Genomic DNA, 18,403 nt, shown 5'->3' with positions numbered 1-18,403 from the left:
GCGCGGGACCGCGCCTGCCGGGTGTCGCCGGGCGGGTCCCGCGGGACGCCGCCCGGCGGTGCGGAACGGGCCCCCGGGAGCGAGCCGGTGCCCGGGCCCGGGCGGAGGGGTCAGCGCGTTCCCCACGTGACGGCGGTGGCGGGGCCGACCCGGTTCCCACCGGGCTCCCACTCCACCCGGCCCCCGCCGTCGACCTTGACGAGCTTCCACTCGGTGTCGGCCTCCAGCGCGACGGCTCCGGACCAGGTGCCGTCGCCCCCGTCCGCCAGGGCGGCCCCGTCAGCGGGGTTCCACGAGCCGAGTCCGGGGGTCTCGCCGACGACGCGCACCACCTGGCCCGGCCGGGTGTCGACCGTCGCGGTGAGGGTCCCGCCGGGTTCTCCCGGGTCGGTGCCGCCGCAGCCGTCGGGGTCGTCGCACTCCCCGCCGACGTGGAGGGCCACGGCGCCGTCCGCGGGCACCCGTGCGGTGACGCGGCCGCCGGCGACGGTGACGGAGCCCTCGCCCGCGGCGTTGTCGTAGGTCCCGTCGGGCAGGCCGGTCGCGGCGTTCAGGTCCCAGGGCCGGCCGGAGGCGTTGAAGGCGGCGAATCCGCTGCCGCCCCGGTCGAAGGCCACCCGGGACGAGCCGTCCCGCGCCCTCTCGGCCAGCGGGGCGTCGCCGACCGCGCTGCGGAAGGCCGCCATGCCGGCGACGGCGCCGTCGCGGTGCTCGCAGACCCAGTCGGCGGAGGCGCAGTCGGCGTCCTCGGTGATCCATCCGGCGGGGTTGCCCTCCACCGTCCCGACGCTGGGCGGTCCCTCGGTCTCGTTGTCGCCGAAGGCGTAGCTCGACATCACCACGGGGGTGCCGTAGGGGTGGGCGAGCATGAAGGCCGTGGCGAGGTGGTAGCGGTCGCCGTCCTTGTGGGTGAGCGTGGGCTCGTAGCGCTGGGTGTCGTGGTTGTCGATGAACACGACGGCCTGGTCGGAGGAGAGCCCCCCGTACTCGGGCATCGCGGTCAGCCCGGCGATGTCGCCCCCGGCGAACCTCCGGGACACGTCGCGCTTGTAGTCGAAGTTGGTGACCTGGCCGTAGGGCGTGTAGGCGGTGTAGGGGATCGTGGCGTCGCCGTAGACCTCGTGGTAGACGCGCGGCCGCCCGCCGAACCCGGGGACCTCGTCCAGACCGCCGAAGATCGCGCCGATGTCCTCCTCGGGGACGTGCTTGGAGGCGTCCACCCGGAAGCCGGCCACGCCGAGGCCGACCAGTCCGTTGAGGTAGCGGGTGATCTGGGCCCGGACGTGGGGGCTGCCCGTGTCGAGGTCGGCCAGGCCCAGGAGCTGGCAGTTCTGGATCTCCGCCTTGTTCCCCCAGTCCGCGATGTCCTCGCGGCAGGGGCTGAAGTCGCCGTCCCCGAAGGCGGCGGAGCCGTCGCCGAACAGGTCGGGGTGGTCGTACTTGGCCCACCGCGTCCCGTTGCTGCCGGTCCCGGACCCGTCACCGGTCATGTGGTTGACGATCGCGTCGGCGTAGATCCTCACGCCGCTGTCGCGGCAGGTGGAGACCATCGCGGCGAACTCCTCGGCGGTGCCGCGGCGGGTGTTGCCGATGCTGTACGAGGTGGGCTGGTAGTCCTGCCACCAGGGGTGGTTCCCTCCCTCGGCGAAGGGGATGACGACGTGCTCCTGGGGCGGGGAGACCTGGACGGCGCCGAAGCCGTTCGGTCCGAGGAAGTCCTCGCACTCGGCGGCGACGGCGTCCCAGCTCCACTGGAACAGGTGGACGACGGTCTCACCGCTGTCCGCCTCCGCGGCGGGGGCAGGCGCGGCCTGGACCGGCGGGGGGTCGATCGGGCCGGGGGCGGCCAGCAGGCCGGCTCCCAGCAGGACCGCCGCGGCTGCTGCGCCGGGGCCTCGTGTACTCATGTGCGCTCCTTGGGGGGTGCGCGGCGGGGCCGTCGAGCCCTGCCGCCATGCCCTTGCAGTATTTGCAAGTTCTTGCATGGGAGTGACGAAGCTAACAGAACGACCCGCCCTTGTGAACAGCTGGTTTCGACCGAACCCCTCCCCTCACCCAGAGCGACGATCTCCGCACTGACGTGCGACGACGAGGCCGATGACGTGCGGCGACCACTGTCGTCACCACCCTGCCCCGCACCGTGAGCTGGACGGATGCGGCACCGTCCGCGTGCGGACGACGACAGAAAAATTCTGCAAGGTTACCGAAAGACACGCACAAAAAACCGGTGGCGGTGCGGATCGCGGGATCCGTACCGCCACCGGCTCCCCCCGGACGGCCTGCGGGAGCCGCCCCTGGAGGTTCTGCGCGGGAAGGCGCTACCAGAAGACGGCCACGCCGATGTTGACGACGGCGAGCACGCCCGCGACGATCGCGAGGTTCCTGGCGGGCTTGCGCAGGTTCAGGACGCCCAGCACCACGACGGCGAGGGCGACGACCAGCTTGACGGCGATCTTGACGTGGTCCAGCTCGGAGAGGTCGGCCATCTCGGCGACCCCCACGAGGAGCAGTCCGGTGACGAACTGGAGCAGCGAGCTGTGCAGCAGGACCTTGGGCGCCTTGGCGTTGTCGGTCATGAGCTGCATGAGGAAGCCCGCGATGATGCCGGCCAGGCCGAGCATGTGGAGGAAGACGAGCGCGGAGTAGAGGATGTCCATGGCCATACACTACTACGAGCCGTAGTTTTAGATTCCGGTTTGATGACACACCGACGTAACAAAACCGGCGCCCGGCCTCCCCCTCGGCTCACCCCCTGCGCAGAACCCCCCTCCGCCGCCACATCAGCCAGGCCAGCCCCACCACCAGGGCCGCCCCCACCGACCTGAGCAGCCACTCCCGGCCGACGTACTCCGAGACCCGGGACATCGCCGTCACCTCGGTGACGACCACCGTGTTGCTGGCGCACGCGGCCGGGTCCGCGTCGCGGTCGAGCAGCAGGCAGGCCGTACTCATCACCCTCTTGTCGGGCACGGCCCCCTCCGCCACCCGGGCCCGCACCGTGTACACGGCCTCCTCCCCCGCCGGGACCTCCACCCGCCAGTTCACGATGCCCTGGTCGGCCGACCCCCCGCCGTCGACCTCCAGGACCTCCAGCTCCTCCGGGAAGTGCTGGGCGAGCAGCGCGCCCCGGACCGGGTCGCCGTCGCTGTTGGCCACGGTCGTGCGCAGGGTGACCTCCTCGCCCGGGTTGGCCGGCTCGTCGCCCACCACCACCGACAGCCCCACCAGGGGCATCCGCCCCTCCTCCCCGGGGGCCGACCCGGGCAGCCCCCGGGGGTTCTCCTCCGCGGACGCGGGCGCGGCGGCCAGGCCGACCGCCACCAGCCCCGCCGCGAACGCGCCTCCCCATCCGGACACCGTGCTCCGACTGCTTCCCCGAACGAGCCGAGCCATCCCGTGCCTCCTGTGTGTTCGCGATCCGACAGCACTAGACAACTACGGGTGACCATCGGAACGCGTGCGGTGACACGCCCCGGGCGGGCGGTCTCCTTCCCGTCCCGGGTCGGAAGGGGCGTCTTAGCCCGTTCCGGGTGCGCCCGGGCGGAACCCGGCCGCGGGACGGGGCATCCTCCCGATGCCCCGGAGCGGCTCTTAGGACGATCGTGGACACCAGGACGGCGGGACACGGGGTCCGCGCCGACGGGGAGAGGACACACGATGTTCCACAGTGAACTGCTCGCTGCCAACGCCCGGATGATGACGGAGCAGCGCGTCCGCGAGATGGCCGACGTCCGCGCCGCGCTGAGCGCCCGGGCCGAGCTGCGCGCCCGGCGCCGGGAGGAGCGCCGCCGGGGCGGCCTCCTCCGCGCCCGCCGGCGCTACGGCCGGGCGGCCTGACCGTGGGGTCCCCGGACCCGTCGGCCACCGCTCCCGCCCCTGCGGCCCCGGGTCCTCCCGGGGCCGCCGCCCTTTCCCGGCGGGCCCCGCACGGCGGCACGGGGCCCGCCGGCTGCGGAACGCGGGACGAGTCCCCCGGGCGGACGGCGCCGGTGGTCCCGTCCGGGCGAAAACCCCTGGAAGAGTCACCTGCGCTCGACATAATGGGCGATATGCCCCTACTTGCCGATATCAGTACCGTCTTCGTCGGCCGTGAGCCCGAGCTCCGGCTCCTCCGAGACCACGCCGCGCGCTGCCACGGCGAGGCGTCGGGCATGGTCCTGGTCGGCGGCGACGCGGGCGTCGGCAAGAGCCGCCTGGTCGGCGAGTTCGTCTCGGCCCTCCCCCCGGGGACGGTGTTCACGGGCGGCTGCCTCCAGCTCGGCGTGGACGGCCTGTCCTACGCGCCCTTCACGGCGGTCCTGCGCCAGCTGCTGCGCGAACGCGGGCGGGCCGCCTTCGAGGCCGCGGCGCCCGGGGGCCTCGGCGAGTTCGCCCGCCTCCTCCCCGAGCTGGGCGACGTGCCGGTCCAGCGCCCGGAGAACCGCGGCATCCTCTTCGAGCAGGTCCTGCGCCTGCTCGACCGCGCGGCGGAGGGCGGCGGGGTCACCGTCGTCCTGGAGGACCTGCACTGGTCGGACCACGCCACCCGCGACCTCCTCGTCTTCCTGGTCCGCAACCTCGACCTCCCCGGCGTCCAGATCATCGCCACCTACCGCAGCGACGACCTCCACCGCAGCCACCCCCTCCGCCGCCTCCTCCCCGAACTCCAGCGCGCGCCGGGCGTCGAGCCGCTGCGGCTGGGGCCGCTCAGCCGCGCCGAGGTCGGGGCCCAGGCCGCCGCGATACGGGGCTCCGCCCTCACGCCCCACGAGACGGACGAGCTGTACCGGCGCACCGAGGGGGTGCCCCTGTTCGTCGAGGCGCTGGCCTCGGCGGCGGTCGACCGGTCCGGCGAGGGGCCGGAGGTGCCCGACCAGTTCCGCGACCTGCTCCTGGAACCGCTCCACCGCTTGGACGCCACCGCCCTGTCGGTCCTGCGGGTGGCCTCGGTCGGCGCCGTGTCGGGCCTCGTCGAGCACGAGATGCTCCACCACGCGGCCGGACTCCCCGAGCGGGAGCTGGAGGCCGCCCTGCACACCCTGGTCGACTCCAACGTGCTGCGCGCGGACCGGACCGGCTACCGGTTCCGGCACGCCCTCCTGCGCGACGCCGTGCACGAGGAGATCCTCCCCGGCCCCCACGCCCGGCTGCACATGCGCTTCGCCCAGCTCATCGACGAGTACCCCGACTCCGTCCCGTCCGACCGCCGCGCCGCCGAGCAGGCGCACCACTACAACGCCGCCCAGGAGCTGCCCAGCGCCCTCCAGGCGTCCTGGTGGGCGGCGGTGCGCGCCGGCGACACCCTCGCCTACGGCGAGGAGCTGGCCATGCTCGAACGCGTCCTGGCCCTGTGGGACCGGGTCCCGGACGCCCGTGAGCGGGTGCAGGGCAGGAGCTGGGCGGAGGTGGTCGGCCTGGCCGCCGGCGCCGCGGTGGAGGCGGGACGCCACCGGCGCGCCGTCGAACTCGCCGACGAGGCCCTGGCCTCCCTGCCCGAGGACGGCGACGGCGACGCGACGCGGGCCGTGCGGGCGCAGCTGCTGCGCCGCCGGGGCATGGCGCGCTCCCAGGAGGCCCGCGGCGGGGGCATCGCGGACCTGACCCGGGCCCTGGAGCTCCATCCGCCCCACATGCCCGGGTACGCCCTGCTGCTGTCCATCCTCGCCCGGGAGACCGCGCTCCACAGGATCGACCGGGAGGAGGGCCCCGACCGGGTGCGCCTGCGCGAGCTGGAGCGGGCCGGGTGGACCTCCCGGGGCCTGGCCGAGAAGGCCCTCGCCCTGGCCGACCCGTCCCGGTCCTGCGACATGAGCGCGGCGGCCGACGCGCGCATCACCCTGGGCGGCCTCCACATGCAGGCGGGGGACCTGGAACGGGGGCGCCCGCTCATCGAGGCGGGCATCCGCCACGGCGCGGCGACCTCGGACCCCTCCCTGGAGGCGCGCGGAGCGGGCAACCTCGCGCACTTCCTCCGGGAGCTGGGCCACCACACGGAGGGGCTGGCGGTCCTGGAGGAGTCCCTGGCCCGCCACGAGGCGATGGGCTGGGCCTCGGTCCACAAGACGTTCAACCACCAGAACCGGGCCGAGATCCACTTCGAGCTGGGCAACCTGGCCGAGGCCAGGAGGATCGTCGAGCCGATCCTGCGCAACAGCTCCGCGAACACGCACCACACCTACATCGACGCGGTGCTGGCGCGGGCCGCGGCGGCGCAGGGGGACCTGGCCGCGGCCCGCCGGGCGGCGTCGGCGGCGGAGCGGGAGCGGGCGCTGACCGGCTCCCGGATGAACATCGTGCAGCTGGCCGTGCTGGCGCAGCTGGAGACCGACCTGGTCGAGGGCTCCGTCGGCGCGGCGCTCTCCCTGTCGGAGAGCGCGCTGGACCGGATGGCGCTGGAGGCGGCGCACGGGTACACGTGGCCGCTGGCGGACGTGATGTCCGAGGCCGTGCGCCGGGCCACCGCCCCCGGTCCGGGCTCCGTGACCGGCCGCCCGGCGGAGACGGTCGCGCTGGCTCGCCGGGTGGGCGCCCTGGTGGCCGGGGTGGTGTCTTCGATGCCGTCCCACGGAACCGCCCAGGAGGCCTACCGGGAGTCCGTGCGGGCCCGTCTCGGGGAGGCGGACGGCGCGGAGCCCGGGGAGGTCCTGGAGCGGTGGTCGTCCGCGGTGGCGGCGTGGGAGGCCACGCCGATGCGGCTGCACCTGGCCGCGGCGCGGCTGCGCGCGGCCGGGGCGGCGGTGGCGGCCGGGGACCGCCCGCGGGCGGCGTGCCTGGTGCGTGGGGCGCACGGGGCGGCCGAGGCCTGCGGCGCGGTGCCGCTGGCCAACGCCTCCGCGGACCTGGCGCGGAGGATGGGGGTCGCGCTGGGGGACGGCGGCGCCCCGCCCGCCGCCCCGTCGGGTCTGACCGCGCGGGAGAGCGAGGTGGCGCGGCTGCTGGCGGCGGGCGGCACGAACGCGCAGATCGCCGGTGAGCTGTTCATCTCGGCCAAGACCGCGAGCGTGCACGTGTCCAACATCCTGGCCAAGCTGGGCGTGCCCAACCGCACCGCCGCCGGGGCACGGCTGCGCGAACTCGGCCTGGGCTGACGCCGTCCCCGGCGGCGGCCGGACCGGTCCCGGCCGTGTCCCGCGGGGCTGCGCGGGCCCGCGTCCGCCGGGCCGGTCCGCGCGCGGGGGCCGGTGTGGCGAAGGGCGCGTGCGTCGTTGGCCCCCGGTCCCCCGCCACAGGTCATAATGCGTGTGCGGGGGGCTGTCCGGGCAGGCTGGTTGGCGTGTGCGGAAATACCCCGGAAATATCCGCACGGCACACTGGCCCTGGGACACCGTGCCCGGCCCGGCTCCGCAGGCAGCGGACCGGCGCCGGACCGACCGGCAGCGAGGAAGGTTGATCGTGAATCGACAGCAGGAATTCGTGCTCCGCACGTTGGAGGAGCGCGACATCCGGTTCGTGAGGCTGTGGTTCACCGACGTGCTCGGGTACCTCAAGTCCGTGGCGATCTCCCCCGCCGAACTGGAGGCCGCCTTCTCCGAGGGCATCGGCTTCGACGGCTCGGCGATCGAGGGGTTCGCCCGCGTCTACGAGGCCGACATGCTGGCCCAGCCCGACCCGTCCACGTTCCAGGTCCTGCCCTGGCGCAACGAGCCCCACGGCACCGCGCGGATGTACTGCGACATCCTGATGCCGGACGGCTCCCCGTCGCCGGCGGACCCGCGCCACGTGCTCAAGAGACAGCTCGGCAAGGCCTCCGACCTGGGGTTCACGTTCTACACGCACCCCGAGATCGAGTTCTACCTGCTGAAGAAGATGCCCGAGATGGGCGAGTTCCCCGAGCCGAACGACTCGGGCGGCTACTTCGACCACACCCCGCACAACAGCGCGCACGACTTCCGGCGCAACGCCATCAACATGCTGGAGGCCATGGGCATCTCCGTGGAGTTCAGCCACCACGAGGGCGGTCCCGGGCAGCAGGAGATCGACCTGCGGTACGCGGACGCGCTGACCACGGCCGACAACATCATGACCTTCCGGCTCGTGATGAAGGAGGTGGCGCTGGAGCAGGGCGTCTACGCGACGTTCATGCCCAAGCCGTTCACCGAGTACCCGGGTTCGGGCATGCACACCCACCTGTCGCTGTTCGAGGGCGACCGCAACGCCTTCTACGAGCCCGGGGCGGACTTCCAGCTGTCCAAGGTGGGCCGCGGGTTCATAGCGGGCCTGCTGCGTCACGCCGACGAGATCACCGCGGTCACCAACCAGTGGGTCAACTCCTACAAGCGCCTGTGGGACGACCCCGCGGCCTCCGCCGGGATGGGCGGCGAGGCCCCGGCGTACATCTGCTGGGGCCACAACAACCGCTCGGCCCTGGTGCGCGTGCCCATGTACAAGCCCGGCAAGTCGAACTCCAGCCGGATCGAGATCCGCTCGCTGGACACCTCCTGCAACCCCTACCTGGCCTACGCCGTCATCCTGGCCGCCGGGCTGAAGGGCATCGAGGAGGGCTACGAGCTGCCCCCGGGCGCGGAGGACGACGTCTGGGCGCTGACCGACGCCGAGCGCCGCGCGCTGGGCATCCGGCCGCTGCCCCAGAGCCTGGACGAGGCGCTGCGGATCATGGAGAACAGCGAACTGGTCGCCGAGACCCTGGGCGAGCACGTGTTCGACTTCTTCCTGCGCAACAAGAAGGCCGAGTGGAACTCCTACCGGCGGCAGGTCACGCCGTACGAGCTCCAGCGGTACCTGCCGACGCTCTAGGTGTAACGACCACGGAGGTCGGTGACACCCGCCCCTCCCGTCACAGGCGAAGAGGGCCTCCGGCACCGGTGTGGACGGCGACATCCGCCACCGGACCGGAAGGCCCTCGGCGCCCCGCGCCACCCACGCCGACGCCCGCCCCGTGGACGACGCCGACCGGCGGGTGCCCGCGCGCGCCCCGGCGGACCCGGACCCGTGGGACGCCGGGGCGGGCCCTGCCCGGCGCCGGGTCACCCCAGGCCGAGTTCGCGGGCGCGCACCGCCGCCGCGTTGCGGTTGGACACCCCCAGCTTGGCCATCATGTTCGTCACGTGCACGCTCACCGTCTTCGCCGAGATGAACAGCGCCTCGCCGATCTCCCGGTTCGTGCGCCCCTTGGCGACCTCGGCCAGCACCTCCGCCTCACGCGGCGTGAGACCGGCGGGCCGCCCGCCCCCGCGAGGGGCGGCGGTGGCGGACGCCCCCGCTCCCCCGCCGGGGGGCGACCCGTCGGTGAGGGCCGGGGGGACCGGGGCGGCCCCGACCGCGGCGGGCCGCCCGGGGTCGGGCAGCCCGTGGCGCAGGAACAGCCGCTGCGCCTGGCGCGCGAACAGCCACAGCCCGTACCGGCGGGCGAGGCGCCCGGCGACGGCGAGGTGGGCGCCCGCCCGTCCCCGGTCGCCGGCCCGCAGGGCGGCCCGTGCGGCGACCAGCCGGATGCGCCCCTCGGTGAGCACGTCCTCCCGGTCACCGGCCAGGGAGACCGCGGCCTCCGCCTCGGCCAGCGCCTCCCCGGGGTCCTCACCGATCTGGGCCATGACCTGGTGGCGCAACAGGAGGAGTCCCGGGTGCCGGGTGCCGTGCGGGAACCCGTCGAAGACCTCCCGGAGCCCTGAGGCGAGGACGCGGACCTCCCCCTCCCGGCCCGGTTCCCCGCGCAGGAGGTCGACGGTGTCGCCCACCGGGGACAGGCCGAGCACGTACAGCTCGTCGGAGAAGGGGGAGGGGTGGTCCTCGCCGCGGCCGAGCTGGGTCGTGGCCAGGTCGAAGGCCTCGCCGTAGCGCCCCTCCTCCGCCGCCACCTGCATGTCCGTGAAGCGGAGGGGAAGGTACTCGGAGGGCGAGCTGCTGTGCTCGGGCAGCAGCCTCCGGAAGTCCTCCATCGCCTCCCGGACCCCGCGCAGGTCCCACCGGTGGTGGGCGAGGTTCATCCGGAGGGTGCGGGCCCGCGCCATGAACACGGTGTCGCCGGTGATCATCCCCAGCCGCTCCTCGGCCTCCGCGAAACGGCCCTGGTGGGCGAGCCTGACCGCGATCCCCAGGTGGAAGGGGTCGCTCTGCGTCCGGGCCACGCCGAGTTCCGCGCAGCGGCGCAGCCCCTCCTCGACGACCCGGCCGTGCTCCTCCCCCCTGCCGATCCGCTGGAACGCGCCGCCCAGGTTGTTCAGGCCGCGCAGTTCCACTTCGGCGAAGCCCGACTCCCGGGCGAGGGAGATGCCGTCGGCCAGCATCCGCAGCCCGGCCTCGTGCTCCTCCGTGGAGGACAGGGTGCCGAGGGTGACGAGGAGGTCCGCCTCGCTGTAGCGGTCGCCGGCGGCGCGGGCCTGTTCCAGTCCGCGGAGCGCGCTGCGCCTGGCCTGCGCGTGGTGGTTGCGCATCATCAGGGTGGCGGCCAGGGTCGAGCCGACCGCGGCGGCGAGCGGATGGCCGTGGGGCAGGACGACGATGGCGTCCGCGAGGTCCTCGAGCGCGCCGTCCCTGCCCATCTCCTTGAGCGCGTGGGCCCGGGCGTGCCGGAGCCCGGCGATCAGCTCCGCGTTCCCGGGCGGCGGACCGCCCGGCTCGTGGTACCCGGTGACGCCCAGTTCGCGCAGCCCGTCGGTGGCGTGGTCGACGGCGCGGCGCGGGTGCCCGGCGTCCAGGGAGGCGCGGGAGGCACGGCGCAGCACCTCGCCGCGCGGCTTCCCGACCCTGGAGGCGGCGTCGGGGACCAGGTCCCACAGTTCCAGGACGCGTTCGAGCAGGGCCAGGTGCTCGGGGTGGGCGGCGGCGCTCGACGCGTGGCCGGCGGCCCGCCAGGCGGCGGTCAGGGCGAGGGGCTGGTCGCGGGCGGCGTGGGCGTGGTGGGCGAGCTGGACGGCGGTGTCGGCGGCGGACATGCCCGGCACCCCCTGCGCGAGGGCCTCGGCGTAGCGGCGGTGGGCCCGGACGCGCTCGCCGGGCAGCAGGTCCGTGTGGACGGCCTCCGCGAGGAGGGCGTGCCGGAAGGCGTAGCCGTCGTCGGTGGCGCGCAGCACCCGGGCGTCGGCGGCGCGGCGCAGTGCGTCGTCGAGCTGCTCCTCGGTGAGCCCGGACCTGAGGGCGACGGCGGCCAGGAGGGGGTGGTCGACCCGGTCCCCCGCGGTGGCGGCCAGGCCGAGGACGCGCCGGGTGGTGTCGGGCAGGCGTTCGACGGTGGCGAGGAGGAGGCCGCGGGGTCCCTCCGGGATGGGGCCTCCGGTGGGGTCCTGGCTGTGGAGGAACGACTCCACGAACAGGGGGTTGCCGCCGGTGCGCTCGAGGAGGAGGTCGAGGGCGGCGGGGTCGAGTGCCCCGCCGCGGAGCGCGGACGCCTGGGCGGCGACCGCGTCGCGGTCGAGCGGGTCGACGTCGAGGCGGCCGACGCGGGGCAGGCGCTCGAGTTCGGGGAGGAGCCCGCGCAGGGGGTGGGTGCGGTGGATGTCGTCGGTGCGCACGCTGACCAGCAGGTGGACGGGGACGTCGCCGAGGTTGCGCAGGAGGAACACGAGCAGGTCGCGCGTGGAGGCGTCCGCCCAGTGCAGGTCCTCCACGACGACCAGGAGTCCGCCCGGGCGGGAGCGCTCCTCCAGGAAGGTGAGGACGGACTCGAAGAGGCGGGCGCGGCCGTCGTCCGCCCCCTCGGGCGCCCGGCCGAGTTCGGGGAGGAGCCGGGCCAGTTCACGGCTGTGGGCGGCGGAGGGCGGCGCGCCCTCCTCCCGGGCGAGGTGGCGCAGCAGAGTGGTGAAGGGGGCGAACGGGACGCCGTCGGCGCCGAGTTCGAGGCAGCCGCCGACCGCTGTGCGGCCCGCGTCCGCGCGTGCCAGGTACTCCTCGATGAGCCGGGACTTGCCGACCCCGGCCTCGCCGCACACGAGCGTCGCGCGGGCGCCGTGCGTCCGGACGCGGCGCCCGTCCCCGGCGAGGCGGGCGAGCAGGCGGTCGCGTCCGACGAGGACGGGGGAGGGGCCGTGGGACTGCATGCCGTTCAGTATGTCGGTTTCGCGGTGGGTCGCCCAGTGGCGGCTCATCCGGGCCGACGGCCGCCCGGCGCCGTGCCCCGGGAGGGCGGCGCCGGAACCGGGGCCGCCCTCCCGGGGGTCAGGCCGCGCCCTGCCACAGGTCGGGGCCGAAGACCTCGTAGCGGATCCGGCGTGCGAGCACCCCGGCGTCGAGCAGCTGCGCGCGCACGTCGCGCATGAACGGCAGGGGGCCGCACAGGTAGACCTCGGCGCCCTCGGGGACCCCGACCCCGGACAGGTCCATGCGCCCGTCGCCGCCGTTCCCGTACCAGGTCCGGAGGTCCGCCCCGGGGAGCGCGCCGACCAGCGCGGCGGTCTCGTCGCGGTGCGCGTGCTCCGCGGGCCCGCGGTCGGCGTGCAGGACGAGGACCCGGCGGGCGCTGCGCTGTTCGGCGAGCCGGTGGAGCATGGCGACCATCGGGGTGCAGCCGATCCCGGCGGAGACCAGCAGGAGGGGGTGGTCGCCCCCGGACAGGGCGACGTCGCCCGCGGGGGCGGACACCATGAGGGTGTCGCCGGCGCAGGCGGTGTCGTGCAGCAGGGTGGAGACCTCCCCGGCGGGGTTCTCGCCGGCGCGCAGCCGCTTGACGGTGATCCGGCGGCGCCTGCCGTCCCAGCCGCTCAGGGAGTACTGGCGGGCCTGGTGCACGCCGTCGGGCATGCGCACCCGGACGCTGACGTACTGGCCGGGCAGGAAGTCGGGGACCGGGTCGCCGAAGCCGGGTTCGAGGGTGAGGGAGACGGTGTCGGGCGTCTGCTCGCGGCGTTCGGCCACCCGCCAGGGGCGCCAGACGTCGCGTCCGGCGCACCCGGCCGCGGCGTACAGGCGGGCCTCCAGGGCGGTGAGCGCCCCGGCCATGAGCCAGTACACCTCGTCCCAGGCGGAGACGACCTCCGGGGTGGCGGCGTCGCCGAGGGTGTGGGCGATGGCGCCGAAGAGGTACTTGTGCACGACCGCGTACTGGTCCTCGGTGACCCCGAGGGAGACGTGCTTGTGGGCGATGCGGGAGAGGAGGGCGTCGGGGCGTTCGTCCGGGTGGTCGAGGAGCGCGGTGGCGAAGGCGGCGATCGACCCGGCCAGGGCCCGGCGCTGCTCGCCGGAGGCCTGGTTGCCCCGGTTGAACAGGCCGTCGAGGAGTTCGGGGCGGTCCCCGAGCATCGTCTCGTAGAACCGGGCCGTGATGGTGTCCAGCGACCGGGCGACGACGGGGATGGTGGCCCGGACCGTGGCCGCGGACTCGGTGGAGAGCATGTGCCGTCCTCCTTCGCCGGGAGGCGTGGAACCCTCCCGGATCAGATAATTGGTATCTGAAATGCACATTAAATCCGTCCATGGAGAGCCCGTCCCCGGGGTCCTCCTCCGGGGCCCCGCCGCAGCCCGGGAGGACGCGTCGCCGCAGGCGCGAGGGGGCGGGAGCGGCACGAGGGGCCCCGGCGCCAGGGCCGTGCGGCCGTGCCTGCCGGGACCTCGGACCCCTCCGGCCGGGGGCGGAGGTCGCGTCCCGGTCCCGGCGGCGTACCGGGGGCGCCCGCGCGGAGACCTTCGCCACACGCGGCACGGGAGCCGGGACCGGTGGCGGGAGGGCAGCACGGTGCGGGCGGGACCGGAGCACCCCCTGTATCCATGAAACCGCGGACGGGCGGCCTCCGCCAGGGGCTGTGGACGGCCGGCCCGCCCCGGGCGCGCGGGAGCGCACGCGGCCCGCCCGGGCCGGGGTCAGGCGGAGGGCCCGGCCGCCTGTTCCGGGCGCAGCAGGGAGAGCGCGTCCCGGGTCGGCGGCGCCACCAGCGCCTCCACGGTGACGGCGTCGAGGGAGGAGTAGAACGCCTCGCGCGCGTCGCGCAGGGCGCCGCGCAGGCGGCAGGCCGCGCGCAGGGGGCAGGGCGGGTCGTCCTCGCAGCCGGCGAGGTCTCCCCCGCCCTCCAGGGCGCGCACGATCGACCCGACCGGGGTCCGCCGCCCCTCCTCCGTCAGGCGCAGCCCGCCGTTGCGGCCGCGCCGCGTCTCCACGATCCCCATGCCGGACAGGCGGGCCACGGCCTTGGCCATGTGCGTGTACGGCACGGCGAGCATGCCGGCGGCGGTCCTCGTGGTGAGGAGCTCGCCGTCCCCCGCCACCGCGAGCCGCATGACCAGTCGCAGGGAGACGTCGGTGAAGGCGGTCAGGCGCATGCCCCCAACGTAGGCGACCGGCCCCGCCCCGCGCGTCGGCCGGCGTCCCCGGCCCCGCCGGCACGGGCCGGGTGTGCGGGGTTCCCTCCCGGCGCCGTCCTCAGCTCGCCCCGGCGTCCCCGCCCCGCGGGGCGTCCGCCTCCTGGTGGCGGCCGGCCTCGCGGGGCATCCAGACCAGGACCACCACCAGTCCGACCAGGCCGAAGCACAGGGAGATCGTCGCGGCGGTGTGCAGCCCCGTCATGAACGCCTCCTTGGCGGGGCCGACCAGCGCACGGCCGGCCTCGCCCGCGCCGCGGGCGAGCGCCAGGGTGCCCTCGATCGACTCCCCCGCCGCGCGCAGCTCACCGGGGTCCGGCCGGTCGCCGCCCTCCTCCTGCGCGAACCGGTCGATGCTCCCGGTGATCCCCGCCCGGTAGCGGAAGGAGATGACCGCCCCCAGGATCGCGACCCCCATCGCGGTCGCGACCTGGCGGACCGTGTTCTGCACGGCGGAGGCCGCCCCGGCCTTGCCCGGCGGGACCGACGACATGATCGCGTCCGTGGCGGGTGTCAGCACGACCGCCATCGACCCCGACTGGAGGAGGAAGAAGCCGATGATCAGCGGGAGCGGCGTGTCCGGTTCCAGCTGCGTGAAGAAGACGAAGCTCGAACACACCCCGAGCACCCCGCAGGCGGCAACCACGCGCGGCCCCGCCCGGCGCACCAGGGTCGGGCTGAGCGGCGCCATGACCATCTGCCCCACGGCCGCGGGCAGCACCAGCAGGCCCGCGGCGAAGGGCGAGAACTCCCGGACGCTCTGCCAGTAGAAGCTCAGGAAGAAGATGATCCCCGACATGCTGAAGAACATCACCATGATGGTGGCGATGGAGACGCTGAACCGGGGGTCGCGGAAGAAGCGCACGTCCAGGGACGGGTCCTCGGTCCGGGACTCGTGCACCAGGAACAGCGCGAGCACGGCCACGCCTCCGGCCAGCGCGCCCCACACGTCCCAGTCCGCGAGCGAGGCCCGCTCCCCCGCGGTGATGATGCCGTAGATCAGGAGCACCAGGCCGGGGACGGACAGCAGCACGCCGAGGACGTCGGGCCGCCCCGGGTCCGCGTCCCTCGACTCCGGGATCAGGAAGAACACCAGTGCCAGTCCGAGAACGACGAAGGGCACGTTGATCAGGAAGATCGATCCCCACCAGAAGTTCTCCAGGAGCAGTCCGCCCGCCGAGGGGCCGATCGCCATCGCGAGTCCGACCGAGCCCGCCCAGATCCCGATGGCGCGTCCGCGCTGCTCGGGCGGGAACACGTTCGTGATGACCGACAGGGTCTGCGGCGTCACCATCGACGCGCCGAGCCCCATGGCGGCACGGGCGAGGATGAGCTGCTCGGGGCTCTGCGAGTAGGCCGACAGGGCCGACGCCGCCCCGAAGACGGTGAGGCCGGCCACGATCATGCGGCGCCGCCCCACGCGGTCGCCGATCACGCCGAAGGCGAAGAGCAGCCCCGCGAAGACCAGCGTGTAGGAGTTGATCGCCCAGGCCAGCTGCGACTGGCTGGCCCCCAGACCCGCCTCCGGGTCGGAGAGCACGCGCAGCGCCACGTTGAGGATCGTGTTGTCCGCGACGATCACCAGGAGGCAGATGACCAGGACCGCCAGCCCGCCCCATCTTCGCCGGTATGCCGTCTGTGCGTCCACGCGCCACCTCCGCTGCCGGGACCCCGATGGGCGGTTCGGGCCGTGGCACCCGTCGCGGCCGACGGTGTCCCGCCCGGTGGCGCAACCGGTATGACGGCTCACCCCCGCAGGCCCTTCCGCAACAAGAGGTACAGGGAATGAGCAGGCGGCGCAATCCGGTTGTATCCCGCGAGGAGACGCGTGTCGCAGGCATGCGATGATGCTTCCGTGTGGCGGCAGGAACCGGTTCCGCACCGTCGGCCACGGCGGTCGGAAGCCCTCCGGGACACCGGCGCCGCACCGCCCGGCCCCCTCCACGAGGGCCGCACCGGGGCCCCACGGCCCTCACGCGCGCGAGCGCGGACCATCATTCGTCCACATGTCCGGGGACACCCGCCGAGGTGCTTCGAGACGACGGAGGAAGAACACGCCATGACCATCACAGCCAACACCCCGCCCGCGGGCAACTCCCTGTACGGCGGCGTCACCAGCCGCCGCGTCACCGTCCGCGACCTGGCCTCCGCCAAGGTCCGCGGCGAGCGCTGGCCCATGCTGACCGCCTACGACGCCCTCACCGCCCGGGTCTTCGACGAGGCCGGGATCCCGGTGCTGCTCGTCGGCGACTCGGCCGCGAACGTCGTCTACGGCTACGACACGACCGTCCCGGTCACCGTGGACGAACTGGTCCCCCTGACCGCCGCCGTGTCCCGTTCGACCCGGCGGGCACTGGTGGTCGCCGACCTGCCGTTCGGCTCCTACCAGTCCTCCCCCCAGCAGGCGCTGGAGTCGGCGTCGCGGTTCATGAAGGAGGGGCGGGCCCAGGCGGTGAAGCTGGAGGGCGGCCGCGCGGTCGCACCCCAGGTGGAACTGCTGGTGTCCGCCGGGATCCCGGTGATGGCGCACCTGGGCCTGACCCCGCAGTCGGTCAACACGCTGGGCGGGTACAGGGTCCAGGGCCGCGGCGAGGCCGCCGCCGGGCTGCTCAAGGACGCCAAGGAGATGGAGCGCTCGGGGGCGTTCGCGGTCGTCCTGGAGTGCGTGCCCGCCGAGGTGGCCGCGCAGGTCACCGAGCAGCTCTCCATCCCGACCGTCGGCATCGGCGCGGGTCCGTCCACCGACGCCCAGGTGCTGGTGTGGCAGGACATGGCCGGGCTGAGCCCGAAGGTGGCGAAGTTCGTCAAGACCTACGCCAACCTGCACGAGACGCTGCGCGACGCGGCCTCGGCCTACGCGGACGAGGTCGTCAGCGGGGCCTTCCCGGAGGAGCGCCACTCCTACGCGAGCTGAGCGGGGAGCGCAGGACCGGCGTCCCGGTAGGGACGACGGCCGCCGGCCGGGGTGCGTGCGCCCCGGCCGGCGGTCCCCCGTACGGGGCGCGGCGGTGATCCGCGCGGCCGGCGCGGCCCCGGTGACCACCGCCACCAGGGCTTTCGCCGCCCGCCGGATAGCATGCGTTCCTGAACGGACTTCTCGGATACAGGGGTACGCACCATGACAGAACACACCGCACCCACCGTCAGCGTGGAGTGGCTCTCCGACCACCTGGACGACAAGGGCCTCGTCGTCGTCGACTCCACCACCCTCCTGTCCGTTCCCGACGAGGGCCCCTACACGGTGGAGTCGGGCCGGCCGGGCTTCGAGGCCGAGCACATCCCGGGCGCCCTCTTCGCCGACCTGACCACCGACTTCGCGGACACCGGGGCCCCCGCGCCGTGGACCGTGCCGCCCTCGGAGAAGTTCGCGGTCAGCGCGGGCGCACTGGGGATCGGGCCCGGCCGCACGGTCGTGGTCTACGACCGGAGCACCGGGTTCTGGGCGACCCGCCTCTGGTGGCAGCTGCGCCTGGAGGGCTTCGACGGCGCGGTGGTCCTCGACGGCGGGCTGCGCGCCTGGAAGGCCGCCGGCCTGCCGGTCACGGACGAGCCCACCCCCACCCCGATCCCCATGGCCTTCCAGGCCGAGCGGCGCCCCGAACTGCTGCGCTCCACCGAGGAGGTGGCCGCGGCCGTCGACGACCGGAGGACGGTGCTGGTCAACGTGCTCGACCCGGAGACCTACAGCGGCGACAAGCACACCTACGCACGCGACGGCCACATCCCCGGCAGCGTCAACCTGCCGGTCGGCGAGGTCCTCGACCCGGAGACCGGCAGGCTCAGGCCGGTGGAGGAGCTGCGCGCCCTCTTCGACGGCGCGGGCCTCCTCGACCCCGGGGTCACCCCGGTCACGTACTGCGGCGGGGGCATCGCGGCCACGGGGGTCGCGCACGCGCTCGCGCTCGTCGGCCGCGAGGACGTCGCCGTCTACGACGGCTCGATGACCGCGTGGGCCGCCGACCCGTCCCTGCCGCTGGTCACCGGCGACTCCCCCCGCTGACCGCCCCCGCCGCCGGCCGGGACCCCGGCCGGCGGCGGCCGGGGCCGTCCCGGGGCGTCCGGGGCGCCTCCCCGGAGGGGTCGCAGGGGTGTGGGCCGGACCATAGGCCGAACGGTACTCGGCAGTAGAGTTGCTCCCGTACCCAGCACCCACACGGGCCGGGGTCCGGCCCTCCCGGGA

Annotated in this window: 12 protein-coding genes; 5 read left to right on the top strand and 7 right to left on the bottom strand. The window is 74.7% G+C overall.

The features are described from left to right. Window positions 1–110: 110 nt before the first annotated feature. The 3 genes from ACWGL3_RS05145 to ACWGL3_RS05135 form a co-directional block, all read right to left on the bottom strand. Window positions 111–1,907, bottom strand: a complete 1,797-nt coding sequence (locus tag ACWGL3_RS05145; protein ID WP_267948843.1) for a carbohydrate-binding module family 20 domain-containing protein — start codon at window positions 1,905–1,907, stop codon at window positions 111–113. Between the two features lie 411 nt (window positions 1,908–2,318). Continuing rightward, on the bottom strand, window positions 2,319–2,657 hold the full coding sequence (locus tag ACWGL3_RS05140) for a hypothetical protein (RefSeq protein ID WP_267948842.1): 339 nt from the start codon (window positions 2,655–2,657) through the stop codon (window positions 2,319–2,321). An 88-nt stretch (window positions 2,658–2,745) separates the two neighbouring features. Next, a complete protein-coding gene (locus ACWGL3_RS05135) occupies window positions 2,746–3,393 on the bottom strand; it encodes a hypothetical protein (RefSeq protein ID WP_267948841.1) in 648 nt (215 codons plus the stop codon). 264 nt (window positions 3,394–3,657) lie between these two features. Here ACWGL3_RS05135 and ACWGL3_RS05130 point away from each other — a divergent pair, with 264 nt between their 5' ends. From ACWGL3_RS05130 to ACWGL3_RS05120, 3 genes are all read left to right on the top strand, one after another. Next, a complete protein-coding gene (locus tag ACWGL3_RS05130; protein WP_267948840.1) occupies window positions 3,658–3,837 on the top strand; it encodes a hypothetical protein in 180 nt (59 codons plus the stop codon). Between the two features lie 212 nt (window positions 3,838–4,049). Then, window positions 4,050–7,067 (top strand): helix-turn-helix transcriptional regulator, encoded by a 3,018-nt coding sequence (locus ACWGL3_RS05125; protein ID WP_267948839.1) that lies wholly within the window; start codon window positions 4,050–4,052, stop codon window positions 7,065–7,067. 304 nt (window positions 7,068–7,371) lie between these two features. Next, complete coding sequence (locus tag ACWGL3_RS05120) at window positions 7,372–8,733, top strand: glutamine synthetase family protein (RefSeq protein ID WP_267948838.1); 1,362 nt, start codon at window positions 7,372–7,374, stop codon at window positions 8,731–8,733. Between the two features lie 230 nt (window positions 8,734–8,963). Here the strand turns inward: ACWGL3_RS05120 and ACWGL3_RS05115 are convergent, their stop codons facing one another. The 4 genes from ACWGL3_RS05115 to ACWGL3_RS05100 all read right to left on the bottom strand — a co-directional run bounded on the left by ACWGL3_RS05115 (window position 8,964) and on the right by ACWGL3_RS05100 (window position 15,871). Beyond that, a complete protein-coding gene (locus ACWGL3_RS05115) occupies window positions 8,964–11,972 on the bottom strand; it encodes a helix-turn-helix transcriptional regulator (protein WP_452460920.1) in 3,009 nt (1,002 codons plus the stop codon). Between the two features lie 118 nt (window positions 11,973–12,090). Next, window positions 12,091–13,263 (bottom strand): globin domain-containing protein, encoded by a 1,173-nt coding sequence (locus ACWGL3_RS05110; protein WP_452460919.1) that lies wholly within the window; start codon window positions 13,261–13,263, stop codon window positions 12,091–12,093. Between the two features lie 465 nt (window positions 13,264–13,728). Then, a complete protein-coding gene (locus tag ACWGL3_RS05105) occupies window positions 13,729–14,184 on the bottom strand; it encodes an RrF2 family transcriptional regulator (protein ID WP_267948835.1) in 456 nt (151 codons plus the stop codon). A 100-nt stretch (window positions 14,185–14,284) separates the two neighbouring features. Then, on the bottom strand, window positions 14,285–15,871 hold the full coding sequence (locus tag ACWGL3_RS05100; protein WP_452460918.1) for an MFS transporter: 1,587 nt from the start codon (window positions 15,869–15,871) through the stop codon (window positions 14,285–14,287). A gap of 411 nt (window positions 15,872–16,282) precedes the next feature. Here ACWGL3_RS05100 and panB point away from each other — a divergent pair, with 411 nt between their 5' ends. Then, window positions 16,283–17,137 (top strand): 3-methyl-2-oxobutanoate hydroxymethyltransferase, encoded by an 855-nt coding sequence (panB, locus tag ACWGL3_RS05095; RefSeq protein ID WP_267948833.1) that lies wholly within the window; start codon window positions 16,283–16,285, stop codon window positions 17,135–17,137. 204 nt (window positions 17,138–17,341) lie between these two features. Further along, the gene (locus ACWGL3_RS05090; protein WP_452460917.1) at window positions 17,342–18,223 is read left to right on the top strand and encodes a sulfurtransferase; all 882 of its coding nucleotides are present in this window, start codon (window positions 17,342–17,344) and stop codon (window positions 18,221–18,223) included. The last annotated feature ends 180 nt before the right edge of the window (window positions 18,224–18,403 follow it).

Source organism: Nocardiopsis sp. NPDC055824 (assembly GCF_053616335.1).
The sequence above is the reverse complement of the archived record's forward strand: the minus strand, read 5'-3'. Positions and strand labels throughout refer to the sequence as shown.

What these genes read in the sequence shown, in the direction of transcription:
- ACWGL3_RS05140 (WP_267948842.1), bottom strand. Translation starts at nt 2,657, where the DNA reads ATGGACATCCTCTACTCCGCGCTCGTCTTCCTCCACATGCTCGGCCTG.
- ACWGL3_RS05090 (WP_452460917.1), top strand. Translation starts at nt 17,342, where the DNA reads ATGACAGAACACACCGCACCCACCGTCAGCGTGGAGTGGCTCTCCGAC.
- ACWGL3_RS05110 (WP_452460919.1), bottom strand. Translation starts at nt 13,263, where the DNA reads ATGCTCTCCACCGAGTCCGCGGCCACGGTCCGGGCCACCATCCCCGTC.
- ACWGL3_RS05130 (WP_267948840.1), top strand. Translation starts at nt 3,658, where the DNA reads ATGTTCCACAGTGAACTGCTCGCTGCCAACGCCCGGATGATGACGGAG.
- ACWGL3_RS05135 (WP_267948841.1), bottom strand. Translation starts at nt 3,393, where the DNA reads ATGGCTCGGCTCGTTCGGGGAAGCAGTCGGAGCACGGTGTCCGGATGG.
- ACWGL3_RS05105 (WP_267948835.1), bottom strand. Translation starts at nt 14,184, where the DNA reads ATGCGCCTGACCGCCTTCACCGACGTCTCCCTGCGACTGGTCATGCGG.
- panB (WP_267948833.1), top strand. Translation starts at nt 16,283, where the DNA reads ATGACCATCACAGCCAACACCCCGCCCGCGGGCAACTCCCTGTACGGC.
- ACWGL3_RS05115 (WP_452460920.1), bottom strand. Translation starts at nt 11,972, where the DNA reads ATGCAGTCCCACGGCCCCTCCCCCGTCCTCGTCGGACGCGACCGCCTG.
- ACWGL3_RS05145 (WP_267948843.1), bottom strand. Translation starts at nt 1,907, where the DNA reads ATGAGTACACGAGGCCCCGGCGCAGCAGCCGCGGCGGTCCTGCTGGGA.
- ACWGL3_RS05125 (WP_267948839.1), top strand. Translation starts at nt 4,050, where the DNA reads ATGCCCCTACTTGCCGATATCAGTACCGTCTTCGTCGGCCGTGAGCCC.